The organism is Weissella oryzae SG25 (assembly GCF_000691805.2).
In the GTDB taxonomy this organism is placed as follows: Bacteria; Bacillota; Bacilli; order Lactobacillales; family Lactobacillaceae; genus Weissella; species Weissella oryzae.
On the sequence record NZ_DF820488.1, the window covers coordinates 117,987 to 136,181 of the forward strand.

Annotated in this window: 11 protein-coding genes; 3 read left to right on the forward strand and 8 right to left on the reverse strand. The window is 40.0% G+C overall.

All coding sequences use genetic code 11. The features are described 5' to 3' along the window. Nucleotides 1–292: 292 nt before the first annotated feature. Both TT13_RS04665 and TT13_RS04670 read right to left on the reverse strand, forming a co-directional pair. Complete coding sequence (locus TT13_RS04665) at nt 293–1,663, reverse strand: FAD-dependent oxidoreductase (protein ID WP_027698921.1); 1,371 nt, start codon at nt 1,661–1,663, stop codon at nt 293–295. 161 nt (nt 1,664–1,824) lie between these two features. Beyond that, nucleotides 1,825–3,207: a Na+/H+ antiporter NhaC family protein gene (locus TT13_RS04670; RefSeq protein ID WP_027698922.1), complete on the reverse strand. Its 1,383-nt coding sequence runs from the start codon at nt 3,205–3,207 to the stop codon at nt 1,825–1,827. 508 nt (nt 3,208–3,715) lie between these two features. Here TT13_RS04670 and TT13_RS04675 point away from each other — a divergent pair. Next, the gene (locus TT13_RS04675; protein ID WP_027698923.1) at nt 3,716–4,270 is read left to right on the forward strand and encodes a TMEM175 family protein; all 555 of its coding nucleotides are present in this window, start codon (nt 3,716–3,718) and stop codon (nt 4,268–4,270) included. 84 nt (nt 4,271–4,354) lie between these two features. Here TT13_RS04675 and TT13_RS04680 read toward each other — a convergent pair whose 3' ends face one another. The 6 genes from TT13_RS04680 to TT13_RS04700 all read right to left on the reverse strand — a co-directional run bounded on the left by TT13_RS04680 (nt 4,355) and on the right by TT13_RS04700 (nt 15,851). After that, nucleotides 4,355–5,299: a zinc-binding dehydrogenase gene (locus tag TT13_RS04680; RefSeq protein ID WP_027698924.1), complete on the reverse strand. Its 945-nt coding sequence runs from the start codon at nt 5,297–5,299 to the stop codon at nt 4,355–4,357. Between the two features lie 139 nt (nt 5,300–5,438). Beyond that, a complete protein-coding gene (locus tag TT13_RS11170) occupies nt 5,439–5,579 on the reverse strand; it encodes an LPXTG cell wall anchor domain-containing protein (protein WP_145912346.1) in 141 nt (46 codons plus the stop codon). An 11-nt stretch (nt 5,580–5,590) separates the two neighbouring features. Next, the gene (locus TT13_RS04685) at nt 5,591–11,674 is read right to left on the reverse strand and encodes a beta strand repeat-containing protein (RefSeq protein ID WP_027698925.1); all 6,084 of its coding nucleotides are present in this window, start codon (nt 11,672–11,674) and stop codon (nt 5,591–5,593) included. 447 nt (nt 11,675–12,121) lie between these two features. Next, nucleotides 12,122–13,927: an adhesive domain-containing protein gene (locus TT13_RS04690; protein WP_027698926.1), complete on the reverse strand. Its 1,806-nt coding sequence runs from the start codon at nt 13,925–13,927 to the stop codon at nt 12,122–12,124. Nucleotides 13,928–14,696: 769 nt separating this feature from the next. Continuing rightward, nucleotides 14,697–14,951 carry a hypothetical protein gene (locus TT13_RS04695; RefSeq protein ID WP_027698927.1) on the reverse strand — a complete coding sequence of 85 codons (255 nt, stop codon included), beginning with the start codon at nt 14,949–14,951 and terminating at the stop codon, nt 14,697–14,699. 711 nt (nt 14,952–15,662) lie between these two features. Beyond that, nucleotides 15,663–15,851 (reverse strand): hypothetical protein, encoded by a 189-nt coding sequence (locus TT13_RS04700; RefSeq protein WP_027698928.1) that lies wholly within the window; start codon nt 15,849–15,851, stop codon nt 15,663–15,665. Between the two features lie 326 nt (nt 15,852–16,177). Between TT13_RS04700 and TT13_RS04705 the strand changes: the two genes are divergently transcribed. Next, nucleotides 16,178–17,599: a C69 family dipeptidase gene (locus TT13_RS04705; RefSeq protein WP_045476638.1), complete on the forward strand. Its 1,422-nt coding sequence runs from the start codon at nt 16,178–16,180 to the stop codon at nt 17,597–17,599. A 20-nt stretch (nt 17,600–17,619) separates the two neighbouring features. Next, nucleotides 17,620–18,195, forward strand: coding sequence for a TMEM175 family protein (locus TT13_RS04710; protein WP_027698930.1), 576 nt, complete (start codon nt 17,620–17,622; stop codon nt 18,193–18,195).

Below are 18,195 nucleotides of genomic sequence, written 5' to 3' on the forward strand. Positions count from 1 at the left end.
TGAAATTATACTTGTAAAATTTAATAATAATAATAATTTATGTAGGATTCAGTTAGCTAAAAAAAGAATTACACTCAGTATTTTACATTAGATGCCTTTGATATATATTATAATTCTAAGAAATAATCATATTTTAGCCTATGACATTGTAACAAATAATATGTCTTTGGCAAACACTTTTTTTGATTTTCTGTTTCGGCTTTAATCAATAAAACCTATGTTATTTTTACTCAGCATAGCAATAAAAAAACCAAGAATGAATTAACTCATTCTTGGCCAAATATTTAATTATTTACTTTGTAAAGGGTGCATAACCAAGCGCTTTTTGAGCAGCCAAATTTAAGCTACTCCACTGTCGATCGAAGCCAGGTTGGAAGAAAAAGTCAGCCTCAGCTAAGTCTTCCAATGTCAACCTTTGCATAATTGCAAGTGCAAGCGTATTACCATGCGGTGTAATGTCATGATTTTTCGCCATAACTGCCCCACCTAGAATTACGTGGGTCAGCGGATCGAAGGCTAAACGAATGATAACATCACCATTACCCGCTTCAGCAGGTACGAAAGCTGGTTGTCGCGTATCGGTATAAGTAATTGATTCAATCGCTACATTTGCCCGTTTAGCAGTTGCTTCATTCAAGCCGGCTGTAGCAAAAGAATAGCCGAAGATTTCCAAGGCTGATGAACCAACAATTCCCCTGAAGGGACGAATATTATTAGAAAAGATCGTCTGTGCAACATATTGCGCTTCACGCCGTGCAGTTGTTGCTAAAGCAACGGGTAGCGGCTTCTTTGCAGGGATATTATATGGTAGGATTGCATCCCCAATTGCAAAAATATCTGCTTGATTTGTTCGCAAATACTTATCCGTTTTAATCCAGCCACGCTCATCTAGAGCAACCACATCACTTAACCAAGCCGTATTAGGCTTTACACCAACACCTTCGATTACCAAGTCTGCTGGATAACTGCCCTGGTCGGTCTTAACTGCTGAGACATTTTGCCCATCATCAGAGCGATATTCAACTAATTGCTCACCAACTGCCACGGTCACATTATTTGCAATCAATTCCTTAGTGATTAATTCCGTCATATCAGCATCAAGGTATGAAGCTAAGACACGGTCCTGCAAATCAAGCACGGTTACATGCTTACCAGCTTTAGCAAAGGCCTCAATTGCTTCAATTCCAATGTATCCGGCACCAACGACGACGACATCTTTAACAGTTGGGTCCTCTAGTTTCTTTTTAAGCGCTAATGCCCAATCATGACCGCGCATTAGATAAATATTATTTAGCTGCTTACCTGGTAAATTCAATTGAACCGGTGAGACACCGACACTCAAAATCAATTTATCATAATCATCAACTTGTTTATTACCATCATGGTCAGTAAAGGTTAATTGATGCTGATCCGCATCAATTGCTGTGACTTCACTATTTGCTAGGACCTTACCACCTAATTTTTCAAGGTCTGCGGCTTTAAAATTCCGAACGGTTGTATCGTCTTCAACCTTATTCATCAAATAGAGCTGCATTCCACAAGACATAAAGGAAATAAAATCACTAGCTTCATAAATTGTTACTTCCACATCTTTATTCTGTGTCAAAAGTTCCAAAGCTGCCTCATGACCACCATGTGACGCACCAATAATTGCAATTCTCATATTCTCTCCCCCTCTTGAAGATGTTTAAAATAAGTAAACCACTTACCAGTATCGATGGATTCACACATAATAGCGGAGCACCCCTCCATACAAATTAATTGTAAGTCTTGAAGAAGTAAAATACAATTGCACCCCTTTGGCTGAGCAACTAACTACTTAACTTATTTTTCAATCTGCTGAGTGTTACCAACTGTATTTTTCTTTATACCAAGCCCGGTCCAAGCGGAAATTAAAGAGAACACAGGTGATAGCAATGAAAAAAATACAAATGGTGCAAAATTAGTTACTGGAACGCCTAGAGTCTGTGCAGCAAAGCTACCAGCCACCCCCCAAGGAACTAGATAATTAATTACCGTCCCACCATCTTCAATCACACGGCTAAGACTTAAACGTGAAAGGCCCTTTTTATCAAAACTAGTTTTCCACAACTGGCCTGGGAGAATGGTTGCTAAAAATTGTTCACCAATCATAAAATTAGCGCCAATACCAGTTAATAGAGTTCCCATTACAAGCCCGCTAACGGTTTTTATCCGCTTAATTACTGGTTCCATAACCACTTGCATAATTTTTTGTTCAGTCAACAATCCGCCCAACGCTAATGCAAACATAATAATTATAACTGTCGGCATCATTGACATCATTCCACCCCGATTCAACAAGTTACTCAATAATTCATTTTGTTCAGGCGTTTTGAAGCCATTGATTAATGTTTCGCTCAAATTTTGTAAATTATTATGCGTTAAAAATAAAACACTTGATACCGCAACATTAACAAGCAAAGTTGGAATTGCTGGGATTTTTAACCAAATCATCCCAACTAATAAACTCAGGGGTAAAACTGCCCACCAAGTTGGTGATAAAAGATTGCTTAAGCCTTCTAAATCAGCTACCGACCCATGATGATTGCCTAGACCGATAATCGTGAAAATAAGCAACGAACTAACCAAGGCTGGTAAAGTCGTCCACATCAAATTTTTAATATGGTCAAATAAATCAACCTCAGCAATTGATGCCGCTAAGCTAGTTGATTCTGATAATGGTGAATTTTTATCTCCAAAAATTGCCCCAGATAAAATTGCCCCAGCAACTAGCGCCGGGTTAAAACCAAGTGCAGTGCCAACCCCCATTAAGGCCACACCAACAGTCGCTAAGGTAGTAAAAGCCGAACCAATCATTGACCCCACCATTGCCGCAATGATTAAAGCCGTTGGTAAAAACCAGTTTACATTGGCGATTTTAAAGCCTAACCAGAGCATGGTTGGAATTACATTCACAGCCATCCATAGAGCAATTAACATACCAATCAGCAAAAATAAAAATAATGGTCCTAGGGCTGTTGAAATTCCTGCTAAAATTTGTTCTTGTATCTGTGACCAACTAGTCCGATTAATTTTAGCAAAGGCGGTCATTATAACCAGGCTAAGTAACAAGGGGACGACTGGGCTAAGCTTAAAGCCAATAATTCCAAAGCCAAAAACACTGACTAGTAGCACCACTAAAATCAATGCCTGGATAAAGCTTGGTGTCTTCACGTTATCTGTCATATTTTTCTCCTAAATATTAATACTGGTGTCATAGTGCTAGTCCAGTATCAATATCGGCTAAGCCCCCCAAAGGAAGTTTTAATTTTGATCTTTGATAAACCCATTTTGCTTCCTCCTCGTAAACTTGTTTGCCTGTTTATTCCATAAAAAAATCCCAGCAGCGTTAATAAACACTGCTGGGACGAATTAAAATCCGCGGTACCACCCACAATTATTCCTAATAACTAGGAACCACTCAATTAATTTATTTTATCTATCGCTTATATCTCTTAGTAGTTCGTTTTTACTAGTCTGCGCTATTCACAGCAACCATAGCTTCTCTTACATATAACTAGTAAATCTATTGTTAGCTATGTTACTTGCCTTGAAAACAAAAGTCAATCACCTAAATTCAGGTTGTTTATAAGTTATTTTTATCACAAATTTCAAACACTCAATTTTATTTAGGCAAATTGCTAAATACTTGGTAAACTTATTTAGACTATCTAAATAAGAAAGAGGCAATTCAATGGGGAAAGCAAGATTTGAAGCTTTTACTGACGCAGTGTTAGCAATTATTTTAACAATTTTAGTTTTAGAGCTTCATTTAAATCAGAATGATCATTCAGTTAAGGCAATTATCACTATTTTACCGGAGTTTTTAGCCTATGCGGTTTCTTTTATCGTCATTTCGGTTATGTGGGTTAATCATCATTATCTCTTTTTAAAGGTTAAAACTATTAATCATCAGATTATTTTCACAAACATCGGGTTACTTTTTATTGCCAGCCTCTTGCCAGTTACCACTGCTTGGATTGGTTCTGATATCAATGCCCGCGTACCGGCCCTCCTATATGCCATCAATGTTATCTTATACAACCTTGCCTTTTCCGCTTTACGTAATGAGATAATTAAAGTGCAAACGTCTGCGTCACATAAAATGACCCTTGAAATTGTCTCAGCTTGTATCAACGGAGCTGCGCTCATTCTGGTTTTCTTCTGGCCACCTTTTGTCTTCATCAGTCTCCTACTTGATGTTTTACTTTGGGGCATTCAGCCAATTAGGGCTATGAAACACGTTTAATCTGCTTATAAGTATAAAGCCCGAACGTTAAAATAACTTTCGGGCTTTCTTATATCCTAAATTTTAAAAAGATTGGGTAAATACCTATATTTCGACAATAATTTTTCCATTCGCTTGTCCACTATCTAATAATTCATGTGCGGCAACAATTTCTGTAAAGGGGAACACAGCACCGATTGGGAAGTGCAAGTCATTATCCGCAATTAATTTCACTAGTTCCTCTAACCAGGTACGATTAACCAGTGTCGATTGGAAATTAGTCAAATAAGAGCCCATTGGAATCATAAAGGCTGAAAAATCTTTCATTGACCATTCATCAGCCAATTCACCGGTAACTGTAATGTAACCGCCCAAACTTTTTAGATGGCCTAATGAGTCGACTAAAGATTTTGAACCTACAAAATCAATAATTGCATCATAGTGGTCACTAGTTTGCAACAGTCCATCTTGGTCTAAGATTGCTTCGTCTGCCCCTTCGGCCTGCAAAAAGGCTAATTTTTCAAACCTGCGGGTTGAGGAAGCAACCCGCACGTGCAAAGCCTTCAAAATTTTAAGAGCTGCTAACCCCACGCTACTCGTACCACCCCGTATTAAAACATGTTGCCCGGCTTTAATCTTACTTAATTTAATTGAACCATAGGCCGTATAACCACTTTCTGGAATTGTCGCCAGTTGTGTCCAGGGTAAATCAATCTCTAGCGGATAAATTTGTTCATTAGGGATTAGCCCGTATTCAGCGTAGCTGCCATCAAATTGCCGACCCATTTCACCCATGAGAGTCATAACTTTCATCGCAACCGGCAAAGCTTCACTGGTTGAATCAGCGATTACGCCAACCGCTTCAATCCCAATCACACGGGGAAACTTCACCGCGGGCGAGCCACCAGCTCTGGTGATTGATTCAGCATGGTTTAAACCAAAAGCTTTAAATTTAATTAGTGACCAGCCAGCCTTTACCACAGGTAAAGGCCTTTCTTCATAGGTTAGCTTACTTGGACCACCAGCTTCTTTTACAACAATTGCTTGCATCACTACCACCACTTTCTTTTTTAATCATCTAATTATATCTTTTAAGCTAATTTTATCAGGGTTAGCCTAAAGCATTAATAACTAATCACAAAAAAATCCAGCTGTGACAAGTCATCAACTGGATTTTAATTCTCAAAACTTACTTCTTTCGATAGCGCGTAAATAAGACAAAGCCTAACGTAACGGCGAACAAATCCAATCCAGCCGCAGCCAAAGGATTGTTGTCATTTTCTACGATATTTGTTTCTGGCAAAGCGACCATTGGGTCATGATTTACCACTTTAGCCGTAGCTAATCTAATGGTTGCACCACTCCTTGCGCGTTTGTTACAGCAGCCGGACTAGGTGCTGTTGCCGCTTTAGCCGGCGTAGCAACTGGTGTACTAGTACTACTTTCATCAGTTTTAGCACTAGCTGAACTTGTAGTTTCAGGAGCACTCACTGGTGGTGGCGTGACTGGTAATGCTGTTACCACGATGTGGTCAAACACCGTTGTAATCACAGTGCCATCAGCTGCTAGATAACTCACTGGTACATCATAAGTTCCTAAGGTTGTCAAACCACTGACATTGACATTGCCTTCTGTATCCGCTGTAACAGTCACATTAGTCAGGTCAACCACATTACCAAGTTGGTCAAGTGCTGTAATCGTGCCAATCGTCGTATCAGTAACTGACTGATCATCAGTTGGCGTTACTGTATTGGTCAAACTTGCACTTGCTGCACTTGGATTGGCCTGATCAATCTTTACCTGCGTGCTTGCTCCACCACTTACATTAATTGTATCTGGCACAATAAAGACATTCCCGGCATTATCGGTGTAAGCCACATCAATCACGTAAGTTCCCGGCGTTGTTAACGTTGGCACATGCACATTACCAACTGTATCTACGGTTATATCGCCCGCTTGCAGTGTTGACCCGGCTGGCGTAGTTATATCTGTAACCTTAGCAATTACAACATTGTTACCTGTAATTGGTGTGAGTTGATTTTGCAAAGTCGTTAACGTTTCATCAGTTGTTGTTGCAACTGTCTGTCCGGCACTAATGTTGAAAACATCAATCACTGTATAGGTTTCTCCCATACTATCGGTATAAGTCACTGGAACGCTATAAATCCCCACTGCTAATTGGGTCGTATCCAAGGTTACCGGTAACGTGTACTGATTTGGATTAGTACCATCAAGCGCAGTTGTCACCAAACTACTTGGATAAGTGTTCCCATTGGCATCCGTAACCATTCCCACCGAAGCACCAGTAATGGCAACGCCTGGAATCAAGGTTGGAATATTCTCCAACTCAGTGGGCTTGCTAGTTGTTCCAGTCGTAGTCGTTCCCTCATTCACGAGGTACTGGTCAACCACCGTAACCGCATTACCACTTGAATCAGTGTAGGTTACATTTACCAAATAGATTCCTGGTGTCGTTTGTTCGTTAAGCACCACTTTACCAGCTGCATCAGCAGTCGCATCACTTGGTGAAAGAAGCCCATTGGGACCTGAAATGCTATTAATTGTCACATCACTCGGAATAATACCGATTGGCATCAAATTATTTTGAATTGTCGTGGTTTCCGTTGTGACCGTTGTCATTGTTGCACTACCAAGCGTACCAATCCCAGCCGCCACATTAATTACATCGGTCACCGGAATCACATTGCCATTGGTATCTGTGTAAACCAAATCAATCGTGTAAGTTCCTGGTACCGTTTGAGCGGGCACCATGACCTGAGTTGGATTAGTTAGGTTAAAAGTAATATCACCAGCTTGGAGCGTTGAACCAATTGGTCCTTGTATGTCCGTCACGGTTGGTTGATTTAGCCCTGCACCAACTGCCGCGTAGACCGGATTGTTTGTCACAATCGGTACATTGACAATCGTCGTCGTGGTTGTCCCATCACTGACAGAAATAATATCAGTTACCGGAATCACATTACCATTACTATCAGTATAATTCACATTAATTGTGTAATCACCTGGCGTTGTCTGCGGTGCTAAGGTGACATTACCATTATTGTCAACGCTGATTGCGCTAGCTGGAATTGGATTACCTGCCAGATTAGTCCCAGTCACACTCGTACTAGTAAGGACGACTCCCGGCGTAATCGGATTATTAACCGAGGTCGCCGTTCCGGCAGTGGTCGTTATTGTAGCAGTAGTTCCGGTTACCTCATCATTGACAACCGTTACCGTATCTACAACTTTAGTTGTATTACCTGCATTATCAAGATAAGTAATTGGAATTGTGTAAGTCCCTGGTGTATTCAGACCAGTGACGGTGACTGTTCCATCCGGATTTGCCGTTACTTGAGCCGTACCTGGTACTGGGCTACCATCACCACTAGTGATTGTACCCACAGTTACCGTGCTAATCGTATTACCCGGAATTACTGAGAGCGTATTCGTTAATTGAGCAGTATCATCAGCCCCAATTACGGTGCTCGTACCAGTTGAAACAGCAATTACATCCGTTGCATTCGCAGTATTACCACCGGCATCGGTATAACTGACATCAATTGTATAAATGCCTGCATTTGGTTGCCCCGTCAAGGTAACAGCACCAGTTTTATTTACGCTAACATCACTTAATGGTACAGCATCCCCATCTTGATTTGTTGCGCTAGTTACGGTAACCGCAACGGCTGGAGTACCAGCATTAATCGTGTTATTAACCGTCACTTCTGTATCTGTGTTGGTCACAACGCCAGCCGAACTAGCGACCGTGATTGGTGGTGTAACCGTAATTACATCTTGAACCTGGAAGCTGTTACCAACACTATCGGTATAAGTTACTGGAATTGTATAGACACCCGGCGTTGGGTTGCCAACAAAATTGACCGTACCATCAGTGCCCACCGTAACTTGTGCGCCCTTAGCAGTCGGATTGTTACTTGTCGCAGCAACCGATACATCAGGTGCATAAAGAATCGTGCCAACCGTTGCCGTTGCAATGGTTGCAGTATTCATCGTAACTGAACCATCAGGATTAGTTGTAGTACTTACCGTTGGGGTTAACGTATTGACAAGCACCGTGCTTGTATTACTTGGCACAGTCACCTGCGCTCCATTACTGACGGAAACCGCATTATAAATGGTAGTTTGATTCCCCGTCGTATCAGTATAGGTAACGGGTATCAAATATACACCTGGTGTTGCTTGGCCAGCCAAGGTGATTGACCCATCGGCATTGATTGTAGTCGCGCTAGCTGGCAATGTTCCACCATTTGAACTAGTCACCGTCCCAATTGTTGCTGTTGAAACATCTTCAATTGGCACGATACTTTGAATCGTCGCTGGTGTGTTTGTCGTCTGCACAACTGATTGACCATTCAGTACATACACCGTATCAACTGTATTAGCAGCCACGGTAATTGGCAACACAGTTAAATAAGTTTGGGTCGTTCCCGAACTGATATTAATCGTATAAGCCCCCGGCGTTGTTTGTCCGGATAAAGTTACCGCCCCATTACTATTTACCGTCGCCGCGCTGGTTGGAATTGAACTGCCATCAGGACCAATAATTGACGTAATCGTTGGCGTAACGGTCGAAGTTAGCCCGCCAGCCTGCAAATCAGTACTTGGCATTGCTGAAAGTTCATTATTCATTGACACACTATTACCAACATTAGTGATTGCTGTGTTCCCTCGTTGCACAATAAAATAATCAGTCACTGTAACCGGATACTGAATCCCCAAAGCATTGGTAACAGTATAAGTCAAGTTAACAACATAGGCGCCCGGAATTGATTGCCCAAGTAAGGTTGCTGATTGGTCAGCTAAACTTATCGTTACATTATTTATTGGTAGTGAAACTGGCGTACTACCATAAGTTCCCGTAATGCCCGTGCCACTGCCATTATCGCTGTACTGCTGTACCGAGTTAACGACAATACTATTAACCGTAGTGCCAATTACATCGTAGGTATATTCAGCCGTTGCCGCTGCATTGACCTGCGTAGTGATTACATAGGTATCCGGGGCAACATTGACCGTATCTTGAACAGTGACGCTAGCTCCCGTACTGTCGGTATAAGTTACCGGGAAGGTATAAACCCCGGCCGTTGACTGCCCCGGAAAGACTACCTGACCATTCGGATTGGTCGTTACCGTATTGGGATTAATACCACTGGCTACGACAATTCCGTTTGTACCATTGGCCCCAGTACCAGCATTAAAGGCAATGTTACCCACGCTGACATTTGTAATCGTTGCGCCAGTTGTTGGTGTAACCGTGTTGGTTAGGTTAGCACTACTATTTGCCCCAGCGATCACAGAAGTACCAGTTGCCGCAATTGGTACGGTAACGTTCAAATTCGTGGTACTTTGTGCTGACCCGTTACCACTTGTGTAATTATATTGAATCGTATAATTACCACTCATTGTTGGCGTAAAGGAAGTTGCCCCGGCTGGAATTGTGACAGTCGTTCCGTTAGGTGCCGTAATTGTAACGGACACTGGTGAACTAGCTGAATTGTAGTTTACCGTGGTGCCATTATCATTTCCGGTAACCATACCGCCCTGTGTTAAATCAAAGGGCGTATTAATTGAACCATTGGCACTGGCTGGTGCATCCAAATTTGGTGCGCTTGCCGTTATAATCACCGGAATCGTTACAATCGTTGCACTATTAGTCGCAGGTGTACTTGGCGCAGTATAAACTGCCGCTGCAACCGGCGTGATAACCGTTTCCTCGGTTTCGGTCGTACTAAATGGGGATGTCTCTAACATGAACATCAAATGATTTTGTTGCATGGAAGTCGGAATCGTTTGAGTGTTCGTCACGTCACCAAAATAGAACGTTGGTGCAGTGGTATTAAAGCCCGTAAATGACGTTCCGTACAGATAAGCATAATTATTATAGTTATTATCATTAGCTGCCGTGGTCCACTTAGTCGACTCAAAAATTGTATTAACACCAGTAGGCAGACCTAAATTAGTCCCGGTAACCGCCACTGGGCTGACATTAGTTGGATATGTCTTATTTGACGAAACAATCGCATCTTTAGCCGTATTAGTTGTCGTGTATTCATAACCACCATTTGATGAATACTGATTCAAATCGCTCAATGAACCAACTAACATCGCTAGTTTATTAATATCAGCCAAACTAAGCGCTGTTCCATCAGCATAAGTATATGTCACCGTAAAATGACCATTGAACCCATTCGCAGTAATAAAGGTCGTAATATTATCTGATATTACCATGCTAGCGTTTGAGCTACCTTGAATTTTATCAACCGTAAAACTAATTTGCGCATTAATGGTCTTACCATCTAACGTCCCAATATTAGCATAGTTCTTTTGTACAACTGTTCCGGCCTTAATCCCCGTTGCCACATAGGCTGCAGGTGTTGCTAGTGAATTGGCTGACCCCCAATTTGCTGGATAAGCACTCCCATTTGAAGTAACCGTAACCTGCGTCCCTGAGGCAACTGAATTAGCATAGCTAGCCGTCATAATTGCTCCCGAACCAGCAGTGATTACTGCGGCTGTCGAATCAATTTCGGTTGGGTTAGATACAAAGCCAGATGTTGCCGTCCCGGTCCCAATCATGGCTGGTGAATTAAGCAGGGTAAATCCAGCAACTGAACTTGGGGCTAGTGATTGAACCGTTGCCGCAATCGAACTCGCTTGGCTCGTTGCCACTGAATTTGCTGAGGCGACTGCCGAACTATAAATTGACGCATTAGCAGTTGCGGCGCTGGCAATTTGATCAGCCGTTGCTCCTAAACTAAGGGTCACATAACTTGGCGTTACCGCCGCTGAAACTACAGTAATCGTTGCTGAATTGATGCTACCAAGCGAGGCAGCTAGTGAACTCATGGCATTACTTTGGGCGGCACTTGCTTGGCTAGCGGCCGACAAAGCAGCACTATTAGCACTGTCAATCGCTGAACTAACCGCTGCATAATTTGACTGTGCAGCATAAGCTGAACTGGCCAAAGATGACAACATTGCTGTTTCACTAGCAAGCATTGCTGCAATTGAACTAGCAACTGAGGCAGCATAAGCACTACCTTGGGCCAAAGATATTGTAACAGCACTACCAACTGATGAACTAACCGTAATGCCAGCAGCTGAAGCTTGTGAAGCGGCTGAGCTTAGAGTACTTGTGGCTGGAGCAGTTACTGCACTAACTGATGAAGATAAGGCTGTTGCAGCCGGACTATTTGCCGCTGCACTTGCGCTATCGGTTGAATTACTCGCCGTTACGGTTGCTGCATAAGCACCGATTTGACTTGGCGGTAAAATTTGACTAGCTATCCCGCCACCAAGGGCCGCGGTAAAGACGCTTGCACTATATAGCCAAGCTTTTTCTGATTTCCATGCTCTAAAGTGTGTTACTTTTTCTTGAGCACTTTTTTCTTGTTTAAACAACTAAATCACATCCTTTTCTCGCTGTGATATCATTTGCCGAGCAATTAAAATACTTAAGCATTAATATAAATAAAAGTAGCATATTATTTTTGTCACATTTCATCCGGTCTAATTAAGCTAAATTAAATTTTCCGCCTAAGTTACCTTAACCCAACCTTTTATGATATTAATATTATATCATTACTCATCTAATAATTAGTACTGAATTAAAGAATTAATTTTTTTGTGATAAACCATAAATTTTTAATCGTCTAACCCTTTATGAACCTTTTATTCAAAGCACAATTAAACAACATCAAATTATTTTAATATATACTTCATCCAAACCGCTAATCAGCATACACCTCATTTGAAAAATATACTATTTTAATGCTCAATCCCAGAAAAAAAGCAACTCATTATCAGATGATCTGCTAATGAGTTACTCCTAACTTAATTATCGTTGATTTAATCAATACTTTCTTTACTATTTGGTGTAAGTGCTACATTCCACTGTAAGGTTGTCTGATATGCGCCTGGTGTTTTATTAGTTGCGCCGTCAACCGTTAAACTAACCGCACTGCTCCCACTGGTTTGATCAGTTCCAAATTGGACATACCAGCTGCCATTACCATGGCCACTCTGACTAGTTGCCACAACTTGGCTTACACCACTGCTCAATGTAAAACTATCACTTACCGTTGGTGCCTGACTCTCAGTACCACCGACTGAATATGCATTTGTTTTCGTAAACTTTAGATTACTTTGTTTGAGACTAGCTTGCGCTGCATTTTGAAAATCAGCTAATTGTTTAACATTAAGCGTCCAGCCACGATTCTGCCAAGTATTAGCTGTTATTTGCACATAATTAGGCACCGCTGTATCGCCCCGTTTTGCTAATTCAGCATAATACTGTTTCGTTTGACCAGAAATCTTTTGGTTTGCAAAACTTAATGGTGCTACATAATCAATACTTAACGTCCCTGGATTAACTGGGTCAGCTGGTGTAGTGAAATCGGTCGCCTTACTTACATTACCCGCACCATCTTGTGCCGTGGCTTTTAACGCAACTTTCTCACCAATTGAACCTGGTAAATTAAGCGTATATGTGCCTGAACTTGTGGCCGTTGTCCGACCTATGATTGTCCCACTAGCGTTGGTAATTACAATCAACGCATTTGCCTCAGTCGTCCCCGTAACGATATAGCCACTAGCTGAATTACCGGTTATTTGCACAATCGGTGCATCTGGTGGCGTAACATCTTGGTCTAGTCCTTTCAAATAGACATAACTCTCACTAGTTGCGCTATTTAAAAGTCCAATATCCAAAGTATTAGTCCGTACCACGCTCCCCACAAAGCGCCCATCTAAATCATGTGCTAAGTTACTGGGACTTTTTATGTTAGTCGGAATTGTAACCTCAGTGTGCCCAAGAACCGCCAAATTAATCAAGTCACTCGTTAGCGGACTGGTACCCGCAACCAATGGCGATAAGACAAGATCGATTGCTGCAACGGCCGCTGCTTTTAGTGGAGCTAATGTAGTATTAATCAGCGTCGCTAACGTTGAACCCAAAACATTATTCGCACTAGCATGCAGGTTATTAACAGCTGTTTTTAACGACTGTAAATCAGTCGTTAAATCAGCCGTTAATATTTTACCGAGTTCATCATCAAGTGGAACTGTAATCAGCTGACCATCTGTACTAAGCTGGCCAGTCTTGCTAAAAGTCTTTTCATCTAAAACTTGAGCCGTTTGAAATTTTTTAAGTGCTGCTACTAATTCAGCATCGCTCAATGTAACATTTGTTAGAGCACCTAAAGATCCATTAATGATTTCATCAACCTTGGTCAACAAAGTCGTCACAGTTGTTATTACGTCCTTTAAACCACTGACTGCGCGATAATCAATATTCAGCTTAGTTTTGACCGTTGCCGAACCATTTAGACTAACTGCACTACTCAATTGTGCTGGAATCGTCAAAGTCGCATTACGTGGTCCAGTTAGCACTGAAGCATTTACCAATTGATCACCTGTAATCTTAAAATTTACAGCTTTTTGGCTCCCTAAAGGTTGACGATTCGTTGTACTAGTCCCACTATCATTGCTACTTTGAATATTTCCCAAAACTTCAATCCCCATTAAAGCTGCTTGTCCACTACTACTAATTACTATCCCACCTAATAAAAAGCACAGACTAAACATTACAAACCATTTAAACGGTTTGTGTTTCCGCAGATTAGGTATCACTTGCTTACTTGTTTCTTCCTCCATAAGCTTAACCCCACATTATTCCCCTAGTGTATCGGCTATTTAAATTAAGGATAACTGATTCATTAATCTTTATTGTGATTTTATCCGGAATTTTTTGTAAAGGTCACTGTACTTTTTTAAATCATCATATGCCTCATGCTCCGAGTAAACACCAAAAAAGCCTTACTCAAACTGGCTAGGAAACTCCGTCAGCCTAATAAATCACTTTGCAAAGTACTGCTTCGCCAGACAATAAGCTTCACGTCAAAAAAGGCATCCAACAAAAGTTGAATACCCTAGGTAAAAAATTATGCTACCAACCAGATTAGTATATAAACGGTAGCAAAGTCTCTACTCGGATTTGCACCGAGATTTCTGGAAATAATCCTGTGTTCTGCCTTTTTAAACTATAAAGACTTGAATGTTACAAACAAACATAATCATTGTCTTGCTAATAAGATTCTTTATGTAATTACGTCATTACGTCATTACGTCATTACGTATTTACGATAGGGCGCCCACCATAAATCAAACTAAAAGCATGCAAACACCTTCGAAAATTTTACTGAACAAAATATAACAATATGTTTAAATCATTTCACTAAGTCATAGTATCAAAGCAAATTATAAAATACAATAGCCAGTTATTTTATTGTGTTTTAAATAGTTACTACTTATGGTTCAACTAAGAACCTGCTTTGTCCTAGCTAGCCTAATTATGATTATTTAATAAGTGTCTCCAAGCGATTTAAAAACAACAGGCAGCTAACTCATGTCAACTGCCTGTTATTTAATCTTCTTGTGCATAATCCGTTACGAATAAATGATTTAAAAAGTCTTGTGCATCTAACGGATTCGTCGTTTTATTTTCAATTTCTCTTGCTACTGCTGCTTCAATCTGTTTACGTGCCTCTGCTGATTCTCCATCCCCAACAATGACGTGGACACGATGAATTTCATCATTCCAGTTCACTTCAGTTGGCCCCCATGAATCCAAATTAAGCGCATGCACCCAATCCATAATACTATCTCTTGAATAAGCCATGATCATACCACCTCTACATAATATTGACTATCTCCCCAAAAGCTCAAGTATACTCGAGTTAAAGCAAGATTTCTTGACTAATTTATCGCAGTAAACTATACCCATAAATAATACAGCTTGACAACATCATACAATTAGTAAGTAATATAATTTTAACAAATTACTTTCAAAATAAAAAGGTAACAATCATTAGATTATTACCTCTACTGTTCCCAGTTCTTAATGAACCTATGCTACTGTACAATCCCCAGCTAACTTAGTGAAACATCAATTAAAGTTAATCGGTAAGTAAATTAATCAGAGCTTTGATAAACCCTTGTCATCAATAGCTTGTTAGCTAGTTAATTCTATTTTTACAAAGTACTTAGTCATCAAAAGCAATACCAATTGAACGACTAATTACTTTGTTCATTTTAACGAACACAAGCCATTTAATATATGGTATAATAATTGTGAAAATATTAACAGAAAGAATTTCATGTTTGTAAGCACTAACTTTGGTTAGTGCTTTTTTGTGTGCCAACCTAATGTTTAGTTTCAAATGTCCTCTGTTGATAAATTATTCTATTTCAATTACGTATGCCCAGTAAAAAAGTATCCAAAACACTATGATTAGTAAAAATATTTACCCACTTTTAAATAATATTGAAAGGTAGTAATTCCAAAAAGCTTATTACCCTACCAATTCTTTAACGTACTTACTTGTGTTCTTTATCTAATCTGCTTTAAATCAACCAAATTCATGTAGTCATCATAAAGTACTTGATAATAGTGGCCAAGTACTTGCACATACCAACCTAAGGCCATGCTAAATTGCCAAATCACTGCTGTGCTAGGATTTTTAATCTCAAGTAAATCTAAAATATTCATATTAAGTGGTTTAACAGTATTTGCATCCATAATTTCATGCTCCTCAAATTGAATTTATAAGTAAGTATGCCCAAAATTTTTGAATAATTTAGCCATTAAACGCGATTAATTTATGTAAATTAACAGAAAATTCTAATTATATCTTACATTAAAGTTCTGCCTTATCATAAGAAGCCTAGTTTAATCTAGGGTTAAAATTCAAAAATATCCGCACTTAAAATTTGCATGTGCCTAGACTAGCAATTGCGATATTCAAGTCGCACTGTGCCTTAATAAATTTTGCCAACCATTTTATTTAGTTAGTGCTAGACTTATATAATCAAGGTTAAATATGAAAGGAAGCATAGGTGTTATTTATGTTTACAAATGAAAATTACCAAAAAGTTCGTAAAACTTGTACTACAATCTTAGTTGGTAAAAAGGCCTCAATTGACGGTTCCACCATGATTGCCCGTAATGAGGACGGTGGTGAAGAACCTAATCCACAACGTTTTGTTATTATCACCCCTGACCAACAACCTCGACACTATCAATCATCGCTTAACGCCCTAAGCTTGGATTTGCCAGATAATCCCTTACAGTATAGTTCAACTCCTGATGCTAGTTCTAATGATGGCATTTGGGCAGCTGGCGGAATTAATAGTGCCAATGTGGCAATGACGGCAACCGAAACCAGCACTACTAATCCGCAGATTCTAGCCCTTGATCCGTTCGTTGAAGACGGGCTTGGCGAAGCTGATATCACAACCCTAGTATTACCATATATTTATTCAGCTCGAGCTGGTGTGGAACGCTTAGGCGCCTTGCTTGAAGAATTTGGTACCTATGAATCTAACGGTATTGCGTTTTCAGATCAAGATGAAGTTTGGTATTTCGAGACAATTGGTGGTCATCACTGGGCTGCCATCAAAATTCCGGATGACGCCTATGTAATTGCGCCAAACCGTTTTAACATCGATTCTTTTGATTTGGCGGCTGAAGACACCTTATACTCTGCCGACCTAAAGACTTTTGTTACTGATAATAATCTTAATCCTGACACTAATGCCTTTAATCTACGACACATTTTTGGTAGCTCTAGCGATAAAGATATTCGCTATAACAATCCACGTGCATGGTACGTTCAAAAATATCTAACTCCTGAAATCAAACAACTTCCTGAAGACCAAGATTTACCTTTTATCAACCACAGTCAGCGTAAAATTTCACCAGCTGATATTAAATACTTACTTAGTTCACACTATCAAAATACGCCTTACGACCCATATGAAGATGCGGTTGAAGCAAATAAATATCGTTCCATTGGTTTAAATCGTAATCAAGAGGTGCATATCTTACAACTGCGTCCCTTATCCATCCCTGCACTGGTAGCTGTGCACTGGTTAGCTTATGGACCAAATCCTTTCAATGAATTGGTTCCATTTTATGCTAGCGTTACTGATACTCCATTACCTTATCGTGATACTTCAGCTGACTTTAGTACTGACGATGTTTACTGGTTAGTAAGAATCATTGCTGTCATTGGTGACAGTAATTATGCCCTCTATCATGATATGATTGAGCAGTTTGCTATGGAAACCTTAACTGCTTGCTTGAAATTGCGTAATGAAAGTGACCAGGCCATCATACAAACTGCCGGTGCTAATTCAGACCAAATTTTAGCTGATACGAATACTGCAATGGCTGCCCTCTATCTAAAAAATACACGCCACTTACTCAATAAAATGGTCAAATTAGCTTCGGCGAAAATGAAACTACATTTTAATTTGAATGATTGAACAATCGAAAGGAGTTTTTTATGTCAAAGGCACGCCTAGAAGCCTTTAGTGATGGTATTTTTGCCATTATTATTACAATAATGGTTCTTGATATTCATATTCCAGCTAATGGCCACTGGACTGCTTTATTAGCGCCCAACTTTTATCATCCAGTGTTAGCTTACTGCATTAGTTTCCTGCTAGTAACTAGTTTTTGGATTAGTCATCATAGTATGCTCCTACCGTTAAAAAAGGTCGATCGCACAATTCTTTGGGTCAATATCTTAGCTCTGTTTCCAATTTCATTAATTCCACTTGCTACAGACTGGTTTGGTGAGTTTCCAAGTGCAATCGCCCCAAGCATTATTTATGGCATAATTTATATGGCAACTATTTTAGCCCTTTATTTGTTAAGCCATATAATTACTAAGCGCATTAGCGATATTGATATTCAAAAACATATGTACAAAACTAATCACGTTCGCTTATATTTTTTACTCTTCGGTGCTTTAGGAATCGCTGGTTCTTTTTTTCTACCCTACCTAATTGGTCTTGTAATTCTAATCATTACTATAACTTGGTTAGCCTGGACGATTTGGATAGCTAAACCCGACTAA